Origin of the sequence: Mycobacterium sp. Marseille-P9652, assembly GCF_902652685.1 — a bacterium.
Taxonomy (GTDB): domain Bacteria; phylum Actinomycetota; class Actinomycetes; order Mycobacteriales; family Mycobacteriaceae; genus Mycobacterium.
In genome coordinates, this window is record NZ_CACRUY010000057.1 from 1 (window position 1) to 21,561 (window position 21,561).

General features: G+C 66.9%; 25 protein-coding genes. 14 read left to right on the top strand and 11 right to left on the bottom strand.

What is annotated here, in order from left to right:
- The coding region (locus tag GPY60_RS22165) for an alpha/beta hydrolase (RefSeq protein WP_156689847.1) at positions 1-384 on the bottom strand (384 nt) is incomplete at its 3' end.
- A gap of 160 nt (positions 385-544) precedes the next feature.
- Here GPY60_RS22165 and GPY60_RS22170 point away from each other — a divergent pair.
- From GPY60_RS22170 to GPY60_RS22180, 3 genes are all read left to right on the top strand, one after another.
- Complete coding sequence (locus GPY60_RS22170) at positions 545-1,900, top strand: aldehyde dehydrogenase family protein (RefSeq protein ID WP_156689871.1); 1,356 nt, start codon at positions 545-547, stop codon at positions 1,898-1,900.
- Positions 1,901-1,910: 10 nt separating this feature from the next.
- Positions 1,911-2,636: a 2OG-Fe(II) oxygenase gene (locus tag GPY60_RS22175; protein ID WP_156689848.1), complete on the top strand. Its 726-nt coding sequence runs from the start codon at positions 1,911-1,913 to the stop codon at positions 2,634-2,636.
- Positions 2,637-2,733: 97 nt separating this feature from the next.
- Positions 2,734-4,143, top strand: coding sequence for a phosphoribosyltransferase (locus tag GPY60_RS22180; protein ID WP_156689849.1), 1,410 nt, complete (start codon positions 2,734-2,736; stop codon positions 4,141-4,143).
- Positions 4,144-4,170: 27 nt separating this feature from the next.
- Here GPY60_RS22180 and GPY60_RS22185 read toward each other — a convergent pair whose 3' ends face one another.
- Complete coding sequence (locus GPY60_RS22185; RefSeq protein ID WP_156689850.1) at positions 4,171-4,479, bottom strand: hypothetical protein; 309 nt, start codon at positions 4,477-4,479, stop codon at positions 4,171-4,173.
- Positions 4,480-4,605: 126 nt separating this feature from the next.
- Here GPY60_RS22185 and GPY60_RS22190 point away from each other — a divergent pair, with 126 nt between their 5' ends.
- The 5 genes from GPY60_RS22190 to GPY60_RS26725 all read left to right on the top strand — a co-directional run bounded on the left by GPY60_RS22190 (position 4,606) and on the right by GPY60_RS26725 (position 8,599).
- Complete coding sequence (locus tag GPY60_RS22190) at positions 4,606-5,040, top strand: DUF5709 domain-containing protein (RefSeq protein WP_156689851.1); 435 nt, start codon at positions 4,606-4,608, stop codon at positions 5,038-5,040.
- A gap of 568 nt (positions 5,041-5,608) precedes the next feature.
- On the top strand, positions 5,609-6,877 hold the full coding sequence (locus tag GPY60_RS22195) for a DEAD/DEAH box helicase (protein WP_156689852.1): 1,269 nt from the start codon (positions 5,609-5,611) through the stop codon (positions 6,875-6,877).
- Positions 6,878-6,980: 103 nt separating this feature from the next.
- Positions 6,981-7,184, top strand: coding sequence for a cold-shock protein (locus tag GPY60_RS22200; protein WP_156689853.1), 204 nt, complete (start codon positions 6,981-6,983; stop codon positions 7,182-7,184).
- A gap of 115 nt (positions 7,185-7,299) precedes the next feature.
- Complete coding sequence (locus GPY60_RS22205; protein WP_156689854.1) at positions 7,300-7,908, top strand: class I SAM-dependent methyltransferase; 609 nt, start codon at positions 7,300-7,302, stop codon at positions 7,906-7,908.
- Between the two features lie 64 nt (positions 7,909-7,972).
- On the top strand, positions 7,973-8,599 hold the full coding sequence (locus GPY60_RS26725; protein ID WP_231639783.1) for a DUF1707 domain-containing protein: 627 nt from the start codon (positions 7,973-7,975) through the stop codon (positions 8,597-8,599).
- 32 nt (positions 8,600-8,631) lie between these two features.
- Here the strand turns inward: GPY60_RS26725 and GPY60_RS22215 are convergent, their stop codons facing one another.
- The 5 genes from GPY60_RS22215 to GPY60_RS22235 form a co-directional block, all read right to left on the bottom strand.
- On the bottom strand, positions 8,632-9,447 hold the full coding sequence (locus GPY60_RS22215; RefSeq protein ID WP_156689855.1) for an alpha/beta fold hydrolase: 816 nt from the start codon (positions 9,445-9,447) through the stop codon (positions 8,632-8,634).
- The gene (locus tag GPY60_RS22220) at positions 9,444-10,436 is read right to left on the bottom strand and encodes a hypothetical protein (protein WP_156689856.1); all 993 of its coding nucleotides are present in this window, start codon (positions 10,434-10,436) and stop codon (positions 9,444-9,446) included. Before GPY60_RS22220 ends, GPY60_RS22215 begins: the two co-directional genes overlap by 4 nt.
- Positions 10,437-10,447: 11 nt before the next feature.
- Positions 10,448-11,053, bottom strand: a complete 606-nt coding sequence (locus tag GPY60_RS22225; protein ID WP_156689857.1) for a carboxymuconolactone decarboxylase family protein — start codon at positions 11,051-11,053, stop codon at positions 10,448-10,450.
- A complete protein-coding gene (locus GPY60_RS22230) occupies positions 11,050-11,619 on the bottom strand; it encodes a carboxymuconolactone decarboxylase family protein (RefSeq protein WP_156689858.1) in 570 nt (189 codons plus the stop codon). The genes GPY60_RS22225 and GPY60_RS22230 overlap by 4 nt, the downstream gene beginning before the upstream one ends.
- A 148-nt stretch (positions 11,620-11,767) precedes the next feature.
- A complete protein-coding gene (locus GPY60_RS22235; RefSeq protein WP_156689859.1) occupies positions 11,768-12,355 on the bottom strand; it encodes a TetR/AcrR family transcriptional regulator in 588 nt (195 codons plus the stop codon).
- Between the two features lie 88 nt (positions 12,356-12,443).
- Here GPY60_RS22235 and GPY60_RS22240 point away from each other — a divergent pair, with 88 nt between their 5' ends.
- On the top strand, positions 12,444-13,487 hold the full coding sequence (locus GPY60_RS22240) for a zinc-dependent alcohol dehydrogenase family protein (RefSeq protein WP_231639781.1): 1,044 nt from the start codon (positions 12,444-12,446) through the stop codon (positions 13,485-13,487).
- Here GPY60_RS22240 and GPY60_RS22245 read toward each other — a convergent pair.
- The gene (locus GPY60_RS22245) at positions 13,480-14,334 is read right to left on the bottom strand and encodes a helix-turn-helix transcriptional regulator (protein ID WP_156689860.1); all 855 of its coding nucleotides are present in this window, start codon (positions 14,332-14,334) and stop codon (positions 13,480-13,482) included. The two genes, GPY60_RS22240 and GPY60_RS22245, sit on opposite strands and share 8 nt — an antisense overlap.
- 101 nt (positions 14,335-14,435) lie before the next feature.
- On the opposite strand from GPY60_RS22245, the gene GPY60_RS22250 reads away from it, so the two are divergent.
- The 5 genes from GPY60_RS22250 to GPY60_RS22270 all read left to right on the top strand — a co-directional run bounded on the left by GPY60_RS22250 (position 14,436) and on the right by GPY60_RS22270 (position 18,679).
- Entirely contained in the window at positions 14,436-15,137 is a 702-nt protein-coding gene (locus tag GPY60_RS22250; protein ID WP_156689861.1) for an SDR family oxidoreductase, read from the top strand.
- An 861-nt stretch (positions 15,138-15,998) separates the two neighbouring features.
- Positions 15,999-16,508: a MarR family winged helix-turn-helix transcriptional regulator gene (locus GPY60_RS22255; protein WP_370462791.1), complete on the top strand. Its 510-nt coding sequence runs from the start codon at positions 15,999-16,001 to the stop codon at positions 16,506-16,508.
- A gap of 46 nt (positions 16,509-16,554) precedes the next feature.
- Complete coding sequence (locus tag GPY60_RS22260; RefSeq protein ID WP_231639782.1) at positions 16,555-16,917, top strand: nuclear transport factor 2 family protein; 363 nt, start codon at positions 16,555-16,557, stop codon at positions 16,915-16,917.
- Positions 16,918-16,978: 61 nt separating this feature from the next.
- Positions 16,979-17,719: an SDR family NAD(P)-dependent oxidoreductase gene (locus GPY60_RS22265; protein WP_156689862.1), complete on the top strand. Its 741-nt coding sequence runs from the start codon at positions 16,979-16,981 to the stop codon at positions 17,717-17,719.
- Between the two features lie 141 nt (positions 17,720-17,860).
- Positions 17,861-18,679 carry an alpha/beta fold hydrolase gene (locus GPY60_RS22270; RefSeq protein ID WP_156689863.1) on the top strand — a complete coding sequence of 273 codons (819 nt, stop codon included), beginning with the start codon at positions 17,861-17,863 and terminating at the stop codon, positions 18,677-18,679.
- A gap of 116 nt (positions 18,680-18,795) precedes the next feature.
- Here the strand turns inward: GPY60_RS22270 and GPY60_RS22275 are convergent, their stop codons facing one another.
- From GPY60_RS22275 to GPY60_RS22285, 3 genes are all read right to left on the bottom strand, one after another.
- The gene (locus GPY60_RS22275) at positions 18,796-20,007 is read right to left on the bottom strand and encodes an alcohol dehydrogenase catalytic domain-containing protein (protein WP_156689864.1); all 1,212 of its coding nucleotides are present in this window, start codon (positions 20,005-20,007) and stop codon (positions 18,796-18,798) included.
- 26 nt (positions 20,008-20,033) lie between these two features.
- On the bottom strand, positions 20,034-20,579 hold the full coding sequence (locus GPY60_RS22280) for a type 1 glutamine amidotransferase domain-containing protein (protein ID WP_156689865.1): 546 nt from the start codon (positions 20,577-20,579) through the stop codon (positions 20,034-20,036).
- A gap of 134 nt (positions 20,580-20,713) precedes the next feature.
- Entirely contained in the window at positions 20,714-21,442 is a 729-nt protein-coding gene (locus GPY60_RS22285; RefSeq protein WP_156689866.1) for a TetR/AcrR family transcriptional regulator, read from the bottom strand.
- Between the last annotated feature and the right edge of the window lie 119 nt (positions 21,443-21,561).

Genomic DNA, 21,561 nt, shown 5'->3' on the forward strand with positions numbered 1-21,561 from the left:
GGGGTACGGGTGCTCCGGGGCGAGGCGGTGCTCCACCGCCGCCACCGCCACCCCGGTGCGCTGGGACAGCTTGCGGAGAAACTTGTCGTCCTGGGCGGCGATGCCCATCAGCGTGCCGCCGCCGTGTATCCACAGCATCGCCGGAACCGGCTCGGTGAGGCCGGCAGGGCGGTGCAGCCGAACCCTGACGTGCTCGTCGACCGCGGCCACCGGCACCGTGCGGATCCGGCCCGCGCTGCCCATCATGTGCATCAGCGCCCGCTGGACTTTGTAGCCGCGGTGCAGCGCATACCCGCGGGGCAGGAAGCGGGCCACCTTGCGCAGGCCCGGGTCGACCGCCGGTGTCGGACTCCCAAAAGTATTGCTGGGCAATGCCTTTGCCATCGCACGCTCTCTATTCCCTTAGGCCCCCGGGTCTTTCGACCATACCCGACGAGGACGGCGTCCGGAACGGCATTGATTTCGCTGCGGCCCTCCGACCGCGCTGATTGAGGCCCGCGCCCGGCGGGTAACCGAGGGCGTGTCTTCTCCGCTGACCAAGATCATCAGTGTCCTCGATCCGCGCACGGGCGACGCCGTGACCCAGGTGCCCGTCACCGATGCGGCCGACTGCGATGCGGCGGTCGCGCGTGCCGTCAAAGCGGGCGAGACCTGGTCCCGCACCGCACCCGCGGAGAGGGCCGCGGCGGTGGCGGCCGCGGCGGCCGACGTGAGCGACGCCGCCGAGGAGCTCGCCGAACTGAACGAGCGTGAGACGGGAAAGCTGCGCGGCGACGCGCGGGGCGGTGTCGACGCCGGCGTCGGCACGCTCCTGCAGTACGCCCAGCTCGGGCCTCTGCACCGGGGAAGTGCCCTGCAGGGAGGATGGTCGGCCACCGATCTGATGATTCCCCAGCCGCGCGGCGTCGTCGCCGTCCTGACGCCGTGGAACGATCCCGTGGCCGTGGCCGCCGGTCTGCTCGGTGCGGCCCTGGTCACCGGGAACACCGTGGTGCACAAGCCCAGCGAGCGCTGCCCCCAGACGGGCCGGCGGTTCGCCGAGTTGTTGGCCGCGCGGTTGCCCGATGGCGTGCTGGAGATCGTCGACGGTGACGGCGCGGTCGGCGCCCACCTCGCCGAATCCGCGCACGTCGACGTCGTCGCCCACGTCGGGAGCAGCGCGACCGGCCGGGCAATCACGCGCGCCTGCGCCGAACGCGGCGCCAAGGCGCTGCTGGAAAACGGTGGCAACGACGCCCTGATCATCGACGACAACGTGGACCCCGGGTGGGCCGCCAGCCAGGCGGCGCTGGGCGCCTTCGCCAACGCGGGACAGATCTGCGTGTCGGTGGAGCGGGTGTACGTCGTGCAATCCATTGCCGACGTGTTCGTCAACGCCTTGGTCAACGAGGCGGCGTCGTGGAGCGAGCGCATCGGGCCGCTGGTCGACGAGCGGCACCGCGAGCACGTGCATTCCCACGTCACCGACGCGACGCGTCGCGGGGCCGGCGTGCTGATCGGGGGCGAACCGCGGACCGGCCCGGGCACGTTCTACCCGCCGACCGTGCTGGCGAACTGCACGCCGGACATGCTGGTCATGTGCGAGGAGACGTTCGGTCCCGTCGCGCCGGTGCGGATGGTTCCGGACTTCGGGGCCGCCCTCGCCGAGGCGGCCGACGATCGCTACGGATTGGCCGCCACGGTGCTGACCGGCGACATGGCGCACGCCCAGGAAGCCTGGCGCTCCCTTCCGGTCGGAACGGTGAAGCTCAACAACGTGTTCGGTGGCGCGCCCGGCGGAGCGTCCGAGCCGCGCCGCGCCAGCGGGAACGGCTTCGGCTTCGGTCCCGAGCTGCTCGACGAGATGACGGCCGTGAAGGTCGTGCACTGGTCGGCGCCGGTCATCGACCCGACGGGGTAGATTGCGCCGAGTGGGCGCACGCCGCGATTCGACCTGGCAGCGACGGGTCGACAACGCCGATTGGGACGCCGCCGCGACCGAATTGAACACCGTCGGCGGCGCGCTGCTGCCGAAGTTGCTGACCGCCCGCGAGTGCGCCGCCGTGCGCAAGCTCTACGGCGACGACACGTTGTTTCGCGCCACCATCGACATGGGCCGCCATCGCTACGGGCAGGGGGAGTACCGCTACTTCGCCCGGCCCTACCCGCAGCCGATCGAGGAATTGAAGCAGGCGCTGTATCCGCGGTTGCTGCCGATCGCCCGCGACTGGTGGACCAAGCTGCGCCGCACGCCTCCGTGGCCCGACGGGCTCGACGACTGGCTCGACATGTGCCACCGAGCCGGTCAGACCCGGCCCACCGCCCTGATGCTCAGGTACGGTCCGGGCGACTGGAACGCGCTGCATCGAGATCTCTACGGAGACTTGGTGTTTCCGCTTCAGGTCGTCATCAATCTCGACGAACCGGGCGTGACGCACACCGGAGGTGAGTTCCTGCTCGTCGAGCAGCGCGCGAGAGCGCAGTCGAGGGGGACGGCGACCGCGCTGCCGCGGGGGCACGGCTACGTCTTCACCACGCGGGAACGACCGGTGCCCTCGGCCCGGGGATGGTCGGCAGCCCCGGTGCGCCACGGGGTGTCGGTCGTGCGTTCGGGCGAGCGCTACACCCTCGGCCTGATCTTCCACGACGCCGCGTGACGTGATCGGCGGGGTCGCTGACCTTCTGACCTGCTGACCTCGAGGAGTGGTCCTTAGGCCCTTCCGGCGTGGCCGGTGCCGGCGCGACACTCGGATGATGAAGCGGTTCGACGATGACGGCGCCGCGGATGGCCCGCTGGCCCGTCGCCTGGTTTCGTTGCGCGGCAAGGAAAGACTCTTCGACGATCGGGGGGACGCCGGTCGTCAGCTGGCCAGACGCCTGGAGTCGCTAGGAGGCCAGGACATCGTGGTGTTGGGACTGCCGCGCGGTGGGGTTCCGGTGGCGTTCGAGGTCGCCAAGGGGCTGGGGGCACCGCTCGACGTCCTCGTGGTGCGCAAACTCGGTGTGCCGTTTCAGCCGGAACTCGCCTTCGGGGCGATCGGCGAGGGCGGGGTCCGGGTCGTCAACCACAGCATCGTGCGCGAATTGGGCCTGTCGGATCGTGACATGGCGGCCGTCGAGGCGGCGCAGCGGGCCGAGGTCGAGCGGCGGTCGGAACGATTCCGCGGTGGTCATCGGCGCATCCCGTTGGCGGGGCGGATAGCGGTTATCGTCGACGACGGTGTCGCGACCGGAGCCACCGCCAAGGCCGCGTGCGAGATCGCCCGCGCGCAGGGTGCCTCGCGGGTCATCCTCGCCGTTCCGATCAGCGGCCGCGACATCTTCGCGCGAATGGCCGGATTCGCCGACGAAGTCGTCAGCCTGTACACGCCGGAATTCTTCTGCGCCGTCGGGCAGGGTTACCGCAATTTCACCCAGACCTCCGACGACGAGGTGGTCGCGCTGCTCGACCTCGCGCACCGCGATTCTCGCCCGTCGACCGCGGGCGGTGCGTCCGACGACCCGCCCCTGCGCGACGAAGAGGTGCGGGTGAGCGCCGGCCCGGTGTCGGTGTGCGGGCGCCTGACGATCCCCGAGAACCCGCGCGGCATGGTGGTTTTCGCGCACGGCAGCGGGAGCAGCCGCCACAGTCCCCGCAACCGCTATGTGGCCGGGGTTTTGAACGCGTCGGGCATCGGCACGCTGATGTTCGATCTGCTGACGCCCGGCGAAGAGCGCAACCGCGCCAACGTTTTTGACATCGGCCTTTTGGCGCGGCGGCTCGTGGACGTCACCTGCTGGCTGGCGACCCAGCCCGACGTGCTCGGGCTGCCGGTCGGCTACTTCGGGGCGAGCACCGGCGCCGGCGCGGCGTTGGCCGCTGCCGGCGATGCACGAGTGAGCGTCCGCGCGGTCGTGTCCCGCGGGGGACGGCCCGACCTGGCCGGTGCGGCTCTCACCAAGGTGCGTGCGCCGACACTGTTGATCGTCGGCGGCCGTGACGACGTGGTGCTGGAACTCAATCGGCGCGCCAAGGCCATGATGCCGGGGCCCTGCAAGCTGGTGGTCGTACCGGGGGCGACGCACCTGTTCGAGGAGCCCGGCACCCTCGAGAGGGTCGCGGTGCTTGCCCGGGACTGGTTCGTCAACCACCTGACACCGGTGGGAGCGTCGATAAAGCCCTGAATGCTCAGGCGCTTTCGCGCCCACGCATCATCCGATCTCGACGCCAAGCCCGTCATGCCGCTGTTCCAGCTCGCTGCTCACGCCGGTAAACAGGTCATGGGCGTCGGCGCCCACGCCTCTCAGCTTCACGTGCAGGGCGCCCGGAGTGCGATCGATGAGAATGCCGCCCGCGGGGCGCAATAGGTACTCGTTGGCGCCCGACGCCGTGGGCCGGACCTCCTCGGTCAACGCGCAGCCGTGGTCGTCTCTCAGCCTGTCCGCCACCGCCGTCAGCAGTTCTCGTTCGAGTTCGGCGGCGTCAACCGTATCGGGCACGGACACCTTCAGGCTGGTCATTTCGGCGACGCTACCAGCCGCCGGACCCGCGACGCGGACGTCTGAAGGGACAAATGACCCTAGGCGGTCTCCCGTCACCGTCCCTATGTTGGGATCCGCCGTACCAACACGATCGAGGAGCACACAATGACCGCCTTCCCAGGCGAATACAGCGTGGACGACGACAATCAGCTTCAGCCCGAGGACACGCTGATCGACCGGGGTGTTGACGACATATTGGACGAGGGCTACTCACCGCCCGAGCGGCCGTACGGGCGGGAGGCCTTCAGCTCGTCGGAAAGCCTGGACGAGCTGCTCGCGGAGGAGGAACCGGACCCCGCGTCGCGCATCAACGTCGTGCTGGACGAATTCGACCAGCAATGCTCCGACGAAGCCGAGCGCGACTCGGAATTCCCCGAGCGGCGTGAGGTCGGCAGCTCGCGGGCCGGCCGGCTCGTCGCGCCGGATCACGGATTCGGGGCGGACACCGAGGCCGACTTGCTCGCCGAGGACGTCGGCATCAGTGGCGGGGCGGCCTCAGCGGAAGAGGCCGCGGTTCACGTGATCGAGGACGAGGACTGAGCCGTTCAGGATTGGTGCTGGGCGGAACCGGAAGCGTCGGAGCCCGGACGGTCCGAGAAGGTCGGGTTCTCAACGGGTTTCTTGGTCGCTTCGCGCGAAGCGACATGTTGGGGCGCTTCGGGGTGCGAAAACAGGTTCGAACTGTCCATGTGTGTCCTTCTGAAGGGTCGGCCGCTACTCTCTGCTGAAAGACGGGCGACGGTCGAATCGGGCTTTGACCAAGCCTTTTGCGATTCGTAGTGACCGCGATGCCGCGGTTCCCTTTCGACTCTACAGGTGGTGCACGACGGCGCGCAGGGGCCGCGCCGTCCTGGGCTCGGTGCGTGTCGGGTCGTGGCCCTGCTAGACTGGTCCCATTGTTGGCTGTCCGAATGATGGCCGGCACGTCGTGAAACGCTTCTTCATCTTCCGGTGTTCGCCCTGATCGAGTGGCGGACGCACCGAATCCGGCGCAGTTTCGTATCGCGGCGATCGATATTGCCCACCGGCAATCTCGCCACCTTTGTGCCTCCTTAACGCGCGGATTCGAATCCGCCACCTCGGCACAACCGATGCTGAAAGACATCACGTGACAACTGGCATGACTTTTGCCGATCTCGGCGTGCGTGAAGCACTCGTCGAAGTGCTCACCCAGCGCGGGATCACCCATCCCTTTCCCATTCAGACCGAAACACTGCCCGACACCCTCGCCGGCCGAGATGTCCTCGGCCGCGGCAAGACGGGCAGCGGAAAGACGCTTGCCTTCTCGATTCCGATGGTCAGCAGGCTGAGCGGCCGCCCCCGCCGCCCGTCGCGCCCGTCGGGACTGGTACTCGCTCCCACGCGGGAGCTGGCGAGCCAGATCACGGCGACATTGGAGCCGTTGGCCGCGGTGAGCGGCCTGCGGGTGACCACCATCTTCGGAGGCGTCTCGCAGGGCAGGCAGGTGGCGGCACTCAAATCGGGCGTCGACATCGTCGTCGCCTGCCCCGGCCGCCTCGAAGACCTGATGAAGCAACGCGTCATCAGCCTCGATTCGATCGAGATCACCGTGCTCGACGAAGCCGACCACATGGCCGATCTCGGCTTCCTACCCGGCGTGACCCGCATCTTGGCGGCCACGCCCAGTGGCGGTCAGCGCCTGTTCTTCTCCGCCACCCTGGACAACGGCGTCGACAAGCTCGTCAATCGTTTCCTGACCAAGCCCGTGCTGCACTCCGTCGACGGCTCCGACTCGCCGGTCGCCGAGATGACGCACCACGTGTTCCATGTGTCCGGCGTCGAAGCCAAGAAGGAACTGGTCCACCGGCTCGCCTCCGGCACCGGCCGCCGAATCCTGTTCATGCGCACCAAACATCAGGCACGCAAGTTGGCCCGGCAACTCACCGAATCGGGCGTACCGGCAGTCGACCTGCACGGCAACCTTTCCCAGCCCGCGCGCGACCGCAACCTCGCCGCCTTCAGCGCCGGTGAGGCGCGGGTGCTGGTCGCCACCGACATCGCGGCCCGCGGCGTGCACGTCGACGGCATCGAGTTGGTGGTGCACATCGATCCGCCCGCCGAGCACAAGGCCTACCTTCACCGGTCTGGCAGGACCGCGCGAGCCGGCAATTCCGGCGACGTCGTCACCGTCGTCCTCCCCGAACAACGCAGGGAGACACAGGCGCTGATGCGCCGAGCGGGCATCCGAGTCACCCCGCAAGAAGTCACCGTCGACTCGGCCGCCGTCCAGGCGGTAGCGGGTGACCCGGCGCCCTACCGCGCCCCCGCACCGAAGACGCATGCCCCGCCGACGCAGCCGCGCCGCCCGGGCCCACCCGCCCGCGGGCGTCGCCGGCGATCGGGTGCTCGGCGCTGAATCGCATTGTGATGCAATACGTTTATGAATTGTTCCGCGGCGTGTTAGGCTGACGGGCCGGATGTTTACGGTACATCCGCATTGAAATGAGAGAAGTAAGTAAATGGCACAGGGAACTGTGAAATGGTTCAACGGTGACAAGGGCTTCGGCTTCATCACCCCTGACGACGGTGCGAAGGACCTCTTCGTCCACTACTCCGAGATCCAGGGAAGTGGCTACCGCTCGCTCGAGGAGAACCAGCGCGTTCAATTCGAGATCCAGCAGGGAGCCAAGGGCCCCCAGGCGGTTGGAGTGAGTGCCGTCTAGGAAACTCACATACCTCACGATGGGCTGGTGCGCTACACGCGCACCAGCCCATCGGCTTTTCGGGCCGAGCCGGCGCCGTATGCCGAAGCCCCGTTCCGCTTGAGACAATGCTCAGATGGCTGAGCAGAGCATCTGGATGCAGAAGGTCGCTGCCGACCCCGGTCATTCCCATTGGTATGTGGAACGTTTCCGTTCCAAGGCGCGTGCCGGCGAGGATCTGGCCGGCGAGGCTCGCCTGGTGGACGCGATGACGCCGCGCGCGGCCCGCATTCTCGACGCGGGTTGCGGGCCGGGCCGAGTGGGCGGCTATCTGGCCGCGGCCGGCCACCACGTGGTGGGCGTCGACGTCGACCCGGTCCTGATCGAGGCGGCCGAGCGTGACCATCCAGGGCCGCGCTGGCTCGTCGGGGACCTGGCTGAGCTCGATCTACCTGCGCGTGGCATCACCGAGCCGTTCGACGTTGCCGTGATGGCGGGCAACGTTATGACTTTTCTTGCCCCGAGCACGCGGGTCCAGGTGTTGAGCCGGCTGCGCGCCCATCTGAGCGGTGACGGCCGGGCGGTGATCGGTTTCGGCGCCGGGCGAGGGTATGAGTTCGCGCAATTCTTCGCCGACGCGTCGGCCGCGGGGCTGGCACGCGACGTGCTGCTGTCCACCTGGGATCTGCGGCCGTTCACCGATGAGTCTGATTTTCTGGTCGCAATCCTTCGCGCTGCACCGTGAGCGAAGACTGCGGGGCGCGAGGTAGCGTTTTCGCAGTGTGAAGTGCGAGCAGGAGTGCGCTGTGATGCAGCCAAGTCCGTGGTACGCAAACCCGACGCGGGCCAGCGACGCCGACCGTGCCGACGTGTGCGCCATTCTCGACAATGCCTACGCGACTGGTGAACTCGACGCCGATGAGCATCGGCAGCGCTGTGCGTCGGCGATGGCGGCCAAGACGCGCGGTCAACTTCTGGGCATGGTTGCCGATCTCCAGGCGAAACCCCCGGCGTTCTCGCAGGATCACACGACTGCGATCAAGCCCGCCCCGAAGCGCAAGTGGATCGTCGGGGCGGCCGCCGCCGGTGCCCTGGCCGCCGCCGCACTCTTCGCTTTGATCGCCACGTGGCACGGCGGTTCGGGCGGGCCGCCCACCCAGACCCACGGTGTGGACACGGGCGGGGCGTTCCTGCCCCGGGCCGACGTGGTGGGGGAGGTATCGGGGGATTTTCAGGACCTGAAAGGCCACCCACCCCAACGCGTCGATTGTCCCGGTGACCTGGCCGGCACGGTCGGCGCATCCGAACGATGCTCGATCGAGGACGGAAGCAGGCGCTACACCGCCGACGTGACCGTCACGGCGGTCGACGGCAATCGCATAACAACGCACGATTCGATCGACGAGACCGTATCGCCGCCGCCGAGCCGACCCTGAAAGGACCGCCGAATTCGTCGTACCGATCGCTTTTACACGTCTGCCTCGCCCCAGCTCTTCGTCCTGGCCGCGCTTCTCGACCGCAGGTAGGCCAGGATCGCGTCGGCGACCGTGTCGGGTTGCTCGGGGAACAGTGCGTGGCTGGCATTGTCGATGACGGTGGTGGTGATGCGGTCACCGTAGCGCGCACGGAGGTCTCCCCATTCGTCGCGGTGGTGGAACGGGTCGAGGGCGGCGATGAGCTCGAACACCGGCGCGCTGCCCGCACCCCAATACCGGCTCACGTCGGCGCGGCGCGCGCAGTCGACTTGCATCGCCAGGGTCCGGGGGTACCAGCCGGTCAACCAGATCGACGCGTCGTGGCCAGGAGCGAAGAACGCCAGCCGCAACGCGGCCAGCCGTTCGGCCTCCGGCAGCGCCGGGTCGCCTGCGCGCATAGGCGCCGAGTTCACCTCGGCCGTAACGGTTCTTCCCGACGCGGCGGCCAGGACGACCCCCGCCACCCGGTCGGGGTGGTGCACGGCGGTGGCACGAGCGACGAAGTTACCGAAGGCGTGTCCGAGCACCACCGCGGGCCCGTCGGCGAGATTTTCGATCACGGCGGCAACGTCGCGGGCCATGTCTTCGAAGGTCACCGCGGTCATGGGGCCCGCGGAGCGCGCGATGCCGCGGGGCTGGGGACGCAGCACGCGGTAGCCGGCCCCGACGAGCGCGGCCGTGAGCGGATCGAAGTCCGCGCCGCCGTCGCGTCCGTAGGAAGGGACTATCACCACGGCCGGGCCGTCTCCATCGACATAGGTCTCGATCAAAGCCGTTCCAGCCCTGACCAGTTCGCTGTGACGGGTCATGATCGCTCCGTCGCGGAGTAATCAAGCTCGACGCGCAGCAGCGCGGCGTTGCGCACGACGCCGTGCGGGGGAGCGGTGGTGCCGCCGTCGGTGGTGACGTAGAGCACCCGGCCCGGCTCCCCGTCACCGCGGCCCCAGGCGGCGCTGGACGGCCCGACGAGGACCTCGTCGAAGGGGTCGCCGGCTATGTGGCGCACCTCGCTACCGTGGCGCGGCGCCAGGGGAACCCGGTCGAGGGTGTTGGCGCGGTGGCGGGTCACGTAGGCGAACCCGGCGTCCGGATCGATGCAGAAGTCGTCGGCGTTGTCGATCGCGGCCACGAACTCGGGTGACGCTGCCGGTTCATGTGTTTCGGGGTCGACGGCGACGCGCATGAACACCTTCTGCGCGGTCGAGGTGTAGTACAGGTAGCCGGTCCGCGGGCTGTAGCGGACGCCGTTGACCCCCGGTTGCGGCGGCGGCGGCACGTCGCTGTCCGGGTCGAACGCCATGGTGTCATGCGTCGACCACACCCGCGCGGTGGCCGTACGCGCATCGTCGGCGAGGTCCACGCGCCAGATCAGACCGGCGAAACAGTCCGCAACGGCCAGCACGCCCGGTCCCAGCAGGCAACTGCCATTGAGCCCGCGGGCGCGGTCATCGAAGCGGTAAATCGTCTCCGGCGCCACCGGGTCGCCGGGCCGCCAGCGGGTGAGATCGATTCTCGCCAAGAATGATTCGCCGGTGGTGTAGCCCAAGGTGAGATTGACGACGAAGATGTCGGGGAGGACCTCGGCGATACCGGTCACCAGCTGGTCGAAGGTGTGCACCAGTACGGGTTCGGCCGTCGCGCCGGGCCCGGCGGGTGGGACGTACCAGAGCTCCTTCTGCAGGACGGCGGTGATCAGGACGGAGCCGTCGGCGCGTACGGCGAGGTTTTCCAGGAAGTACTTCTGCGGAAACAGCGCCACGGGCGTCAGCGTCACGGTGGGAAGCGGCGGAAGGGGCATGGCGAGTCCTTTCAGCGCTGGTGCGGTGTCTCGGGCGCGGGGATGGCGAAAGCTGTCAGGATGTTGCAGACCGTCTGGTAGATCCCGGCGAGCACGGCGACGTCGAAAACGCCTGCGCTGCCGAGGATTTCCTCCGCTTGGTCATACACGTCGTCGGTGACGGGGCCGCCGGTGGACAGCGCATGGGCGAGACGGTGGGCGGCCCGCTGCGCCTCGGTGAGTTCGCCGGGCTCATCGCCGTCGATCAGTGCGGCGACCAGGGTGTCGGAGAGTCCCGTGTGCCTGGCGACCGCGGTGTGGGCATACAGCTCGTAGGGTGCTCCCCGGACCGCGCCGACGGTGAGGATGACCACTTGCCGGACTCGCTCGTCGAGTGACGTGGCTTGTTGCTCCGCGACCTGCAAGCTCAAGAACGCGGCGGCGACGGCGGGATTCAGCAGGCTTGGGTTGAACGGCCCGATGAGCCGGCCGTCGATGTTGGTCGCCGCGAAGCCGCTGGCCTCGGCCCAGGGCACGGCGGTGGATCGGATGCGCTCGAATAGGTCCCGCTGCGGGCGGCTCAATCCCTCGGTGTCAGCGAGCGGCAGGCGGCCGCCCAGCCCGCCGGTGGCGCTCACTGGTCCAGACCCGTCGCGTCGGCGGGCACGTCGTACGCGCCGAGGGTCATGCACACCATGGTGAACCACCCCAGCAACACGGTGACGTCGACGATGCCGACGTCACCGAGCAGCGCCTTGGCCCGCCGGTACAGGCCCAGGGGGACCGCACGCGCGGCGAGCAGTGCCGAGGACAACTCGTAGACCACCTGTTCGCGCGGGTCGTCAAAGGCGGTGGGCAGCCCCGCGATCAGCGCCTCGACGCGATCCGGCCGCAGGTGGCCGTCCCGTTCGCCGATGATCTCGTGTTCGTAGCTGGCGTACGCGCTGCCCCAGTGGCCGCAGACCAGGTTGGTCGCGATCTCGATCTCGGCTTTGGTCAGCGTAGATTCGCTCTGGTAGTAGGCCCCGGTGGGGACGATCGTCCGGGACAATGTCGGGTTGGCCAGCCAGATTCTGTGTGGACCCGGCACCTGCCCCCGGAGCTTCCGGGTGTAGTCGTACGCGTCCTTCATGTCGGGTGGCATCGCGTCTGCCGGCGTCTCCACGAAACGGCCGAATGTGCCGAATGATGTTGTGTCACTCACGTTCTGAACTCCTCCGCTGACGGCGGCGATGGGCTCATGCGCTGGGAGTCGCGGCCCTTAAGATGAATGAGTATTCACGTTGTAAGCATGACACCGGCCGCAAAGGGTTGTCAAACGCGAACGCTCATGTTTTTTAGATGGCGTGGCGCTATGGTCGGCGACGCGCGCCGACGGGCGGGTCGGCCGAGATTCCCTTCACGGCGTGCGGCACGCGATTTACCGATGCCTCACCGCCGAGGGCCAACTGCATCAGGTAGCCGGGCAGCACACATAGCAACACATCGTTCACCGCGGGGCCACGGCCACGGCTCTTCGGCCGTCCCGAGCTCAAGAGTTGCCCCGCAGCGGCGTTGGCGTTGCGCAGGAGTTCGGCCAAAGCCGGGTTGCGCAGTGCCTCCGTCCATACGAGCAAGGCGATCGCCGCGAAGCCGTCCTCGGCGTGGCGTTCGGTGACGAACTCGAGAACGGCGGCGATGGCCGCCTCGGCGGGCAGGCCGTCCGCGACGGATTGACGGATCACCGATACGACCTGCTCGAGGTTGTCGGCGGCGATCGCCTCGATGACCGCGTCCTTGCTGGGGAAGTAGCGGTAGACCGCGCCAGAGGAGATCCCGGCCTCGTTCACCAGGTCCTGCATCGAGGTGCCGTGAAACCCGTCGCGCACGAAGCAGCGGCGCGCGGCCGCCAAGATGTGTGCGCGCCGATTGGCGCGGTACTCCTCGGACACCTTTGGCATGCGTTCAGTCTATCGAATAAAAACATGAGCGTTCGCGTTTAACTGGGGCGTGTCACGGCAAGCCCTTCTCCGGTCGTCACCTAACTCCGTGTCACAGGACAAGACCCAAGATGGGAAGTGCAGCATGCACGTGTACCGCTTCGATGACCATTCCGGGCTGGACGGCCTGCGATTGCACGACGAACCCGTTCCGTCGCCGCAGCGAGGAGAGTTGCTCCTGCGCATCATCGCGGTCTCCCTGAACTACCGCGACATCGCGATTCCGCTTGGCCGATATGTGCGCGACACCAGGCCCGGTCTGGTTCCGTGCAGCGACGCCGCGGCCGAAGTCGTCGAAATCGGTGAGGGAATCGACGATTACCGCCCCGGCGACCGCGTCGTCAGCGCCTTCCACCCCAGGTGGTTCGGTGGCCCGATGCCCCCGACCGCGAACTCGGACAGCTATGGCAGCGGCCAGGACGGCTGGCTCACGGAGTACAAGGTGGTCTCGCGGGAGGCCGTCGTTCGCGTTCCGCCCGAGATACCCGACGAACACGCCGCGACGCTGCCGTGCGCCGGAGTCACCGCCTGGAATGCTCTCGGTGGTTCGACGCCGCTGCGCCCCGGTCAAACCGTGCTGACACTCGGTTCGGGCGGGGTTTCGATATTCGCGTTGCAGCTGGCCAAGGCGCTCGGACTTCGCGTGATCGCGACGACCTCGACCGACGAGAAGGCCACGAGGCTGCGGGCGTTGGGGGCCGACGAGGTCGTCAACTATCGCGCCGATCTCGAATGGGGCTCTCGCGTAAGGGAATTGACCGGTGGACGCGGGGTGGACCGCGTGATCGAAGTCGGCGGGCCGGCCACCATCGGCCAGTCGCTGCGGGCGGTCGCCGCCGGGGGAGAAGTGACGTTGATCGGCTTCCTCAGCGAGGACAACCCGGGCGTCGACTACTTCCTGCTCAAGGACGCCATCACGCGATCCATCACGGTCGGGGACCGGACTGCATTGCAGGAGCTGGTGCGAGCCGTCGCGGCCACGGGGCTCACGCCGGTGATCGACGACGTCGTCGAATTCGCCGACGCCAAGACGGCGTTCGAGAGATTGCGCGACGGTAAGCACATCGGCAAGCTCGTCATCCGGGTCAGCTGAGGCGCGTGGCGTCCGAGTCGACGAGCGGCTGTGTGCCGATCACCGCCAGCAGCGCCAACCGGTCGGCGTCCTCGGACCCGGGCTCGGCGGTGTACAGCATGAGCGTCAGGTCGGCGCCGGGCACGGCTAGCACGTCGCAGTCCAGCGTGATGGCGCCGACCTGCGGGTGGTCGACCGTCTTGCGCGACGTCAGCTGGAGGCCGGCCACCGCGCCCGAATCCCACAGCTGGGCGAAGAGTTGGCTGCCAGAACGCAACTGGTGGATCAACCGTCGGACGGTCTGATCGGACGGGTAGCGATGCGCCGTGGCCCGCAATCCCGCGACCAGAGCGGTCTGCAGCTCGAGCAGTGACTCCGGCGTGTGCCGCACACGCCCGTGTGAGCCAAGGAAATGGCGCCACAGCGCGTTTCGCTCGTTGCCGGCATGCTCTCCCATCAGTGCGACGTAGAGCGGGCTGGCCATTAGCTGCGTCATCGCCGCGTCGAAGACGGCCACCGGCGTCTCGCGTAGCCGGTCGAGCATCCGCTGCACGCCCGGCGGGATGTAGGTCGGGACCGTGCCCTCGCCCGGCGGCACTCGGCCGGCGAGGTTGAACAGCCGGACCCGCTCGGCGCTGGACAGCCGCAACGCACGAGCCAGCGCCTCGATGACCTGTTCGGACGGATTGACCGCCCGGCCCTGCTCCAGTCGGGTGACGTAATCCACCGATATCCCGGCCAGCTGCGCGAGTTCTTCGCGGCGCAGGCCGACGGCACGGCGACGACCGCCCGCGGAGAGCCCGGCGGCTTCCGGGGCCAACTGATCGCGCCAGCGCCGTAGGGCCAATCCAAATTCCGTGGTCGCCATATCTCCACTGTGCGCCATTTCGGGTCCAGCGTCCTGGTATCGACAGTCCCAGGAAGACAGGACTCCTGGCTCCCGGGGTGCCCGCGGCGCATGGTGGACGTATGACAACGACACTCATCACCGGAGCCAACAAGGGGATAGGCCTGGAAGCCGCCCGCCAGCTCGTGGCGATAGGACACACCGTGTACCTCGGGAGCCGCGACCCGGCGCGTGGGCGCCAGGCGGCCGAAGCCGTCGGCGCACGGGCCATTCAACTCGACATCACCGACGACGAATCGGTGCGGGCCGCCGCCCGAATGATCGATTCCGACGGCGGTCTCGACGTGCTCATCAACAACGCCGGCATCGAGGAACGCGCGGACGGCAATGCGGTGATCGGGCCAGCGGACGTCACCGCGGAGGTCATGCGAAAGACGTTCGAGACGAATGTTTTCGGCACCGTCCGCGTGCTCCACGCTTTCCTGCCGCTGCTGGAGAGGTCCGCCGCGCCGGTGGTGGTCAACGTCAGCAGCGGCCTCGGCTCGCTGACCCTGATGGCGCCCACGCCGCCGGACTTCTATTTCGGGGTGGCCTACCCGGCGTCGAAATCGGCAGTGAACATGATCACGGTGCAGTACGCCAAGGCCTTCCCGCACATCCGAATCAACGCTGTCGACCCCGGCTTCACCAAGACCGACCTCAACGGCAACACCGGTACGCAGACGGTGGCCGAGGGCGCCGAAATCCTCGTGCGCATGGCTCAGGTTGGGGCCGACGGACCGACCGGCAGCTTCGTCAACCGCCAAGGTGCATTGCCCTGGTAACACGTCTTTCGGTGTTGCGGGCGATCGCCGGGACCCAGTAGTGCCCGCACTGACTGGCGAAAGCGGTTCTGCCGCAGGGCGTTATATCGTCACGGTGACGTAATGGTGGCCAGCTAAGCCTGTTCATGTTGGCCTGGTCGGCTGCGCAACAGGGGGTCGGCCGCAGTTCGTGCTGGCGAGTTCGCTCGTAGTGCCCCGCCGGGGATAGCCTTTTGCTCACTGCAACAGTCCGGCGATGTGAACTTCGCCTTGCTCATCCTGACGCCCGTTGGTGCCGTCGTCCTCGGAGCCTTGGACTCGGTGAGTGGCCTTGGACTCGGTGAGCGCGTTTCTGCGTGCCGGGTGCGCGTTGGTGCTGTTGGGAAGTTATGTCGCGACGGGCCGCCGGTGTGCGCGGGCCGTGACCAATTCGTCACAGTGACGATTGTTGAGCTGCCGTCGGGGCAGGGGCATGTGCCGCAAAGCGGCGCGGATGCAGCGGATGTGGCCGGTCGATGTTGTTGCAGTCCGAATCGCCGCCGCGCGGTCCAGGCCAGCCGATGCAATCGGGCGATGGGTATGTTGCGTCGCGGGCTCGAGGTCGATGTGGCTGCGGGGGCGCGGGCCCACGCCGGGTGCATGCGTTGCGGTTCGCCTGCTCGGCGCAGCTGCGCGTTGTGCCGATAAGCGACATTATGTCAACTCAATTCAAGCGTGGTCAGCAGGTAAATCGGCTTCGATCGACCTACGCTCCCCGGGCTCACCCGCCGCCTGCTCGACGGAGACTCCTGTGCTGGGAATCCAACGAACCGGGGTCGTGTGATCGGGCGGATACGCCTAAGAGAGCGCACGCTGAGCCCATTGCGTCGTCATACTGACAACGTGACGCCAAGACGAGTGCGGGACAGATCACCAAAGCAGGAGTGGCTGACCCCGAGGCAACAGCGCGCCTGGGTGGCCTACATGCGGGTGCAGCTGCGGATGAACTACGAGATGAACCGGCAGCTCCAGGCCGACTCCGGGTTGTCGCTGGCCGACTACGACGTGCTGGTCGCGCTTGGCGGTGACCGCCAGGAGGCTATGCGCGTCAGCGATCTCGCGGCCCGGATCGGCTGGGAACGCAGCAGGCTTTCACATCACCTGCGGCGCATGGAGGAACGCGGCCTCACTGAACGCCGGCCCAGCGCCGAGGACGGCCGCACCATCCATGTCGTACTCACCCGGAGTGGGCGGCAGGCTCTGGTCGAGGCCGCTCCCGGCCACGTCGACCTGGTGCGCACCCTCTTCTTCGATCCCCTGCCCGAGAACCTGCTGGCGCCGCTGACCGCCGCGCTCGAGCACATCCACGTCAACCTCGAACACAACAGCTCCCTGCCACCGGCGACACGGTAGCGGTGTTACGGTAGGTGATACATCACCTAATGCCGGAGTGTGTCACATGAGCGATATCGTCACTCGCCTGATGGAAGCCAACCTGCTGGCCGTGTTCAACGAGCGCGATCCACAGCGGCGCATCGAGGCGATCGCGACAACCTACGCGGCCGACGTGCAGTGGATCGACGACGACGGCGTAGCCGCCGGACATGATGCGCTGAATGCCAAAGCCGCTGATTTGCAGAAAAATCTGCGTGGACTGAACTTCATTAAGGCCGGCGCGGTCCGGCAGACCCGTGGGCTGGGTTTCTTGGCATGGGAGCTACGCTCCCCTGACGGCTATACCGCGGCATCAGGCTTCGACGTGGCCGAAATATCCGGTGATCGGATCCAGCGGCTGTGGACGGTATTAGACCGGCAGGAATAAGTGATATGTCACCAAGGTTGAGCCGGTAACGGATCGACACACCGAACGAATGGGACCAATCATGGGACAGCTCGACGGCAAGACGGCACTGGTCACTGGCGGATCCTCGGGTATAGGCCTGGCCACCGCGAAGCGCCTCGTTGACGAAGGCGCCTATGTCTTCATCACCGGCCGTGACCGCGCCCGCCTCGACGAGGCGGCCACCTCCATCGGGGCCCACGCCGTACAGAGCGATGTCAGTAGGCCAGAAGAACTAGACGCCCTGGCCGCCGAAATCTCCACGCATCGGAAAGGGCTTGACGTTGTCTTCGCCAACGCGGGCGGCGGCGATTTCGCGACTCTGGCCGATGTGACCCCGGAACACTACCGAGATAACTTCGACCGCAACGTCGCCGGCACGGTGTTCACCGTGCAGAAGGTGCTGCCATTGCTCAACGAGGGTGCGTCGATCATCCTCGCCGGATCCACCGCGGCCTCCCAGGGCGTACCCGCGTTCGGTCTCTACGCGGCATCCAAAGCGGCCATCCGGTCCCTCGGCCGCACGTGGGCCGCGGAACTGGCCGACCTCAAGATTCGGGTCAACACCGTCGTCCCAGGCCCCGTCGAAACTCCCGGACTCACCGGCCTGGCACCGGCTGATCAAAAACAGGATCTGCTCGACGGCCTGGTCGCTCAGGTGCCGATGAAGCGGCTGGGACGCCCTGAGGAGATCGCCTCGGCGGTGCTGTTTTTGGCGTCGGATCAGAGCAGTTTTCTCACTGGTGCGGAGCTCACCGTGGACGGCGGACAGATTCAGGTCTGACTTCTATGTCATGCGAACGCCCCGCGATGTGCTCACTTCCCCAGGGGGCGATATGGGGTCGCAGGAAAAATCTTATGGCTTGGGGTTGACTGTCACTCGTGCGCTGTGAGCACACGCGAGGGACGACCGGGAGGAACGACCATGGCCACCATCACCACGCCGGACGGTGTCGAGATCTTCTACAAAGACTGGGGCTCGGGACAGCCGATCGTGTTCAGTCATGGCTGGCCGCTGACGGCCGACGACTGGGACGCGCAGATGATGTTCTTGCTGCACCACGGTTATCGGGTGATCGCTCACGATCGGCGCGGGCACGGCCGGTCCGAGCAGAGCGCAAACGGCAATGACATCGACCACTGGGTGGCCGATCTAGCCGCGCTGACCGACCAGCTCGATCTGCGCGACGTGGTCCACATCGGACACTCCACCGGCGGCGCTGAGGTGGCCCGCTACGTGGCGCGCCACCAAGAGCGGGTCGCCAAGGCGGTCTTGGTCTCCTCCCCCACACCGAACATGGTGCAGACCGAGGACAATCCGGGCGGACAGCCCCCGGAGTGGTTCGAGGCGGTGCAGACGGGGGTCTTGAAGAATCGATCGGAGTTCTATCGTGCCGTGGCGGAGGGGCCGTTCTACGGTTTCAACCGATCTGGGGTGGAGCCGTCCGAGGCGGTCATCGCGAATTGGTGGCGACAGGGTATGGCCGGCAGCGCTCACGCGCACTATGAGACCGTGTTCTCCTGGCTCCAGGACTACACCGAGGATCTGCGGGCGATCACCGTTCCCGTCTTGGTGATGCACGGCGACGACGACCAGATCGTTCCGTTCACCAGCTCGGTCCCCCGCGCCGTCGACCTACTCCAGAACGGCGCGTTGAAGACCTATGCCGGCTATCCGCACGGCATGCTGACCACGCACGCCGATGTACTCAACCAGGATCTGCTGGCGTTCATCGCGTCGTGATGACTGCCCTTGCCGATCCTCAACCCGGCGGATCGCCTGTGACGGCAACGGTTGTGCGGCACGCTGTCATCGCCGCATCGTCCCGCGCGGCGCCACCCGGTCAGCCGGCCACTGCGTCACGCGAGATCGAGAACTGTCTTGAGCCATCCTTCCCTGCGCTGGTCGAAGGTTTCGTACGCCTCGATCGCGTCGGTTAATTCTTTTCCCTGCGTGATGTAGTCGGTGGGTCGGACCGTTCCGCCGCGAACCAGTTCAAGTAGCTGCGGGATGAACCGGGGATGGTTGGCGTTGCCCATGCGCACGGTCAGATTGCGCATCATCGCCGTGCCGATCGGCCAGCTGGAGAACCCGGGCGCGTAGACGCCGACGATTCCGATCGTGCCGGCTTTGGCCACCGCTTCGGCGGCCCAGCGCGAAGCTTGGCTCGGCGCGTCACCGGGTCGCCACACGTCGCCCCGCAGGTGGGCGTGGGGTGCCGCGGCGTGTTGTTCGGCGGAGAACTCCTCGGCCTGCTGGGCGGTCGTCGCCGCGACCGGCCCGCGGCGGGGAGCCTGCGCATCGATCCCCACGGCATCCACGACGCAGTCGACCCCCGCGCCGTTCGTGAGCTCGCGGATGGTGGCCACGGGATCTTCGGCGTTAAAGTCGATCGTCTCGACGTTATGGTTCCGCGCCAGCGCCAACCGTGACTCGATGCCGTCGACGATCATCACCCGGCCGGCCCCCTGGAGTTTGGCCGACAGGGCGGCGAACTGGCCGACAGGACCCGCGCCGAAAACGGCGACGGTGCGGCCAGGCTGCACTCCTGCCAGGCATGCGCCGAACCATCCGGTCGGGAAGACGTCTGACACCAGGATCGCCTCGTCGTCTGAGACCTCGTCTGGGATGCGCGTCAGGTTCGTCGAAGCGAATGGGATGCGGGCGAATTCGGCCTGTAACCCGTTGATCGGTCCCGTCGCCTCCGGACCGCCGAAAAAGCATGTGCCCGCGAGGGGTCCGTTGGGGTTCGCCCGGTCGCATTGCGCGTAGATGCCCTCACGGCAGTAGCGGCACGCACCGCATCCCATCAACGAGGCGACTACGACCCGGTCTCCGCGGTTGAAGGCGCGGCACTCGGGGCCGACGTCCGCTACTTCGCCGACCGCCTCGTGACCGAGAACCGTGCCCGGGATCATTCCGGGGAGCGTTCCGCGGATCGCGTGGAGATCGGTGCCGCAGATGGCGCTTCGCGTGATTCGCACGATCGCGTCGCCTGGTTGTTCGATGAGGGGGTCCGCGACGCTTTCGAGTGAGATTTCAGCAGGTCCTTGGTAGACAACGGCTTTCATGTCAGCCTCCTTCGAGAAGCGTTCCCTCAGCGTGAGAAGACGTCGACCAGGTTGGGAACGAAGTGGTCGGGGATGTCATCGGGGCGGCGGCTGGTGACCAGATTGCCGTCCACGACGACGGGTTGGTCGAGCCAGTGCGCCCCGGCGTTCTTCAGATCGGTTGCGAGGGAAGGCCACGACGTCAGAGTGCGGCCCGAGACGACATCCGCCTCGATGAGGAGCCACGGCGCATGGCAGATCACGCCGGCCGGCTTGCCGCGGTCGAAAAACGAGCGAACGAACGCAACGGCTCGCGGATTCATCCGCAAGGTGTCCGGATTGCCTACCCCGCCGGGCAATACCAGGGCGTCATAGTCGTCCGCCGTGGCGTCGTCGACCTTCACGTCAACATCGAAAGTGTCGGCCTTGTCGTAGTGCTCGAACATCTGGATGGAGGTGTCGTTGGGCGACACCAGGGTGAGCGCAGCGCCCTGGGCCTTCAGGCCTTCCCAGGGGCCGGTGAGCTCGGCCCGTTCCACCATATCGGTGGCAAGAAAAGCAATCTTCTTCTGCGACAGTCGTTGTCCTACCATTGGCGCTCCCTCCTCGCTGGTCCTCCTTCAACGAGGCTGTCACGCCGCGGATCCACCAACCATCGCGTGCCTGGTGATTTTTAAGCGTTACCGGTGACTACGTCGTTGACCGCACGTCCCCTATCATGAACGGATCAGGAGCTGACGCGACGCGCACGGGCTGCTGACTCCCTCAGGCCCTGGGCAAATTGTCGGCCGATCCAGTCGCGTGCCCGCCTCTCGGGCCAGCCGAGCACCTTGATGGTGAAGTGAAGGCCGTTCTGCGGGCCGTAGTAGAACAGCACCACGTCAGCGAAGTCATCGTCTGAGAAGGAATTCGGGAACCCTCCCAGCTTCCTTGCCTTGCGAGCGATTTCGTGGAGCGCGGTGCGGTGTCGTTGCATCGCCTGGTCGAGTAATGCCATGGCTTCGGTGTCATGCGCGGCGGTGGTGATGACTACCTGGACGATGTCGTCGAACTGCCGAAAGAATTCGAAGTAGGCGTCAGACAGGTTTTGCAGCAGCTCATCGAAAGATTCGGTCGCGTTGACCCGATCGAGCGTCTGCTGGACCAGAGGGGCGGTGGTCCAGATGTCCATCAAGGTGCGCAACAGTCCGTGTTTCCCGCCGCACTGCTGGTAGACCGTTCCGGCGGAGACTCTGCCGGCCTCGGCGATCTCGTTGACGGTGCAATTGAAGTAACCCCGCTCGGCGAACAGCTTTCTGGCGGCGTCGATCACCGCTAGCCGCGTCTGCTCGGCGTACTCGTCCCGCCGAGAGCGCCGCAGGGAAGGTTGCCCGTCCTCGGATGTCATGAGCGACCGACAGAGCTCTTCATAGCCACCGCATGCTAACAGCAAGGTGTAGTGCCACTCAATCAACACGAGCAACAGCTAGTAACTAATACTAATCTTCAACTAGTAGAGATTAATGTTACTCGGTAGAGTGTTACTTCAGTGAGTGCTGATCGGGCCGGCCAGCTACCAGTCGGAGGAGGCCGTGA

Bases quoted from the DNA above. Each gene is read 5' to 3' on its own strand.
- GPY60_RS26725 (WP_231639783.1), top strand. From the start codon at position 7,973: ATGCAGCCAAGTCCGTGGTACGCAAACCCGACGCGGGCCAGCGACGCC.
- GPY60_RS22275 (WP_156689864.1), bottom strand. From the start codon at position 20,007: ATGAAAGCCGTTGTCTACCAAGGACCTGCTGAAATCTCACTCGAAAGC.
- GPY60_RS22180 (WP_156689849.1), top strand. From the start codon at position 2,734: ATGAAGCGGTTCGACGATGACGGCGCCGCGGATGGCCCGCTGGCCCGT.
- GPY60_RS22265 (WP_156689862.1), top strand. From the start codon at position 16,979: ATGGGACAGCTCGACGGCAAGACGGCACTGGTCACTGGCGGATCCTCG.
- GPY60_RS22280 (WP_156689865.1), bottom strand. From the start codon at position 20,579: ATGGTAGGACAACGACTGTCGCAGAAGAAGATTGCTTTTCTTGCCACC.
- GPY60_RS22235 (WP_156689859.1), bottom strand. From the start codon at position 12,355: ATGCCAAAGGTGTCCGAGGAGTACCGCGCCAATCGGCGCGCACACATC.
- GPY60_RS22205 (WP_156689854.1), top strand. From the start codon at position 7,300: ATGGCTGAGCAGAGCATCTGGATGCAGAAGGTCGCTGCCGACCCCGGT.
- GPY60_RS22200 (WP_156689853.1), top strand. From the start codon at position 6,981: ATGGCACAGGGAACTGTGAAATGGTTCAACGGTGACAAGGGCTTCGGC.
- GPY60_RS22185 (WP_156689850.1), bottom strand. From the start codon at position 4,479: ATGACCAGCCTGAAGGTGTCCGTGCCCGATACGGTTGACGCCGCCGAA.
- GPY60_RS22215 (WP_156689855.1), bottom strand. From the start codon at position 9,447: ATGACCCGTCACAGCGAACTGGTCAGGGCTGGAACGGCTTTGATCGAG.
- GPY60_RS22190 (WP_156689851.1), top strand. From the start codon at position 4,606: ATGACCGCCTTCCCAGGCGAATACAGCGTGGACGACGACAATCAGCTT.
- GPY60_RS22250 (WP_156689861.1), top strand. From the start codon at position 14,436: ATGACAACGACACTCATCACCGGAGCCAACAAGGGGATAGGCCTGGAA.
- GPY60_RS22245 (WP_156689860.1), bottom strand. From the start codon at position 14,334: ATGGCGACCACGGAATTTGGATTGGCCCTACGGCGCTGGCGCGATCAG.
- GPY60_RS22260 (WP_231639782.1), top strand. From the start codon at position 16,555: ATGAGCGATATCGTCACTCGCCTGATGGAAGCCAACCTGCTGGCCGTG.
- GPY60_RS22220 (WP_156689856.1), bottom strand. From the start codon at position 10,436: ATGCCCCTTCCGCCGCTTCCCACCGTGACGCTGACGCCCGTGGCGCTG.
- GPY60_RS22270 (WP_156689863.1), top strand. From the start codon at position 17,861: ATGGCCACCATCACCACGCCGGACGGTGTCGAGATCTTCTACAAAGAC.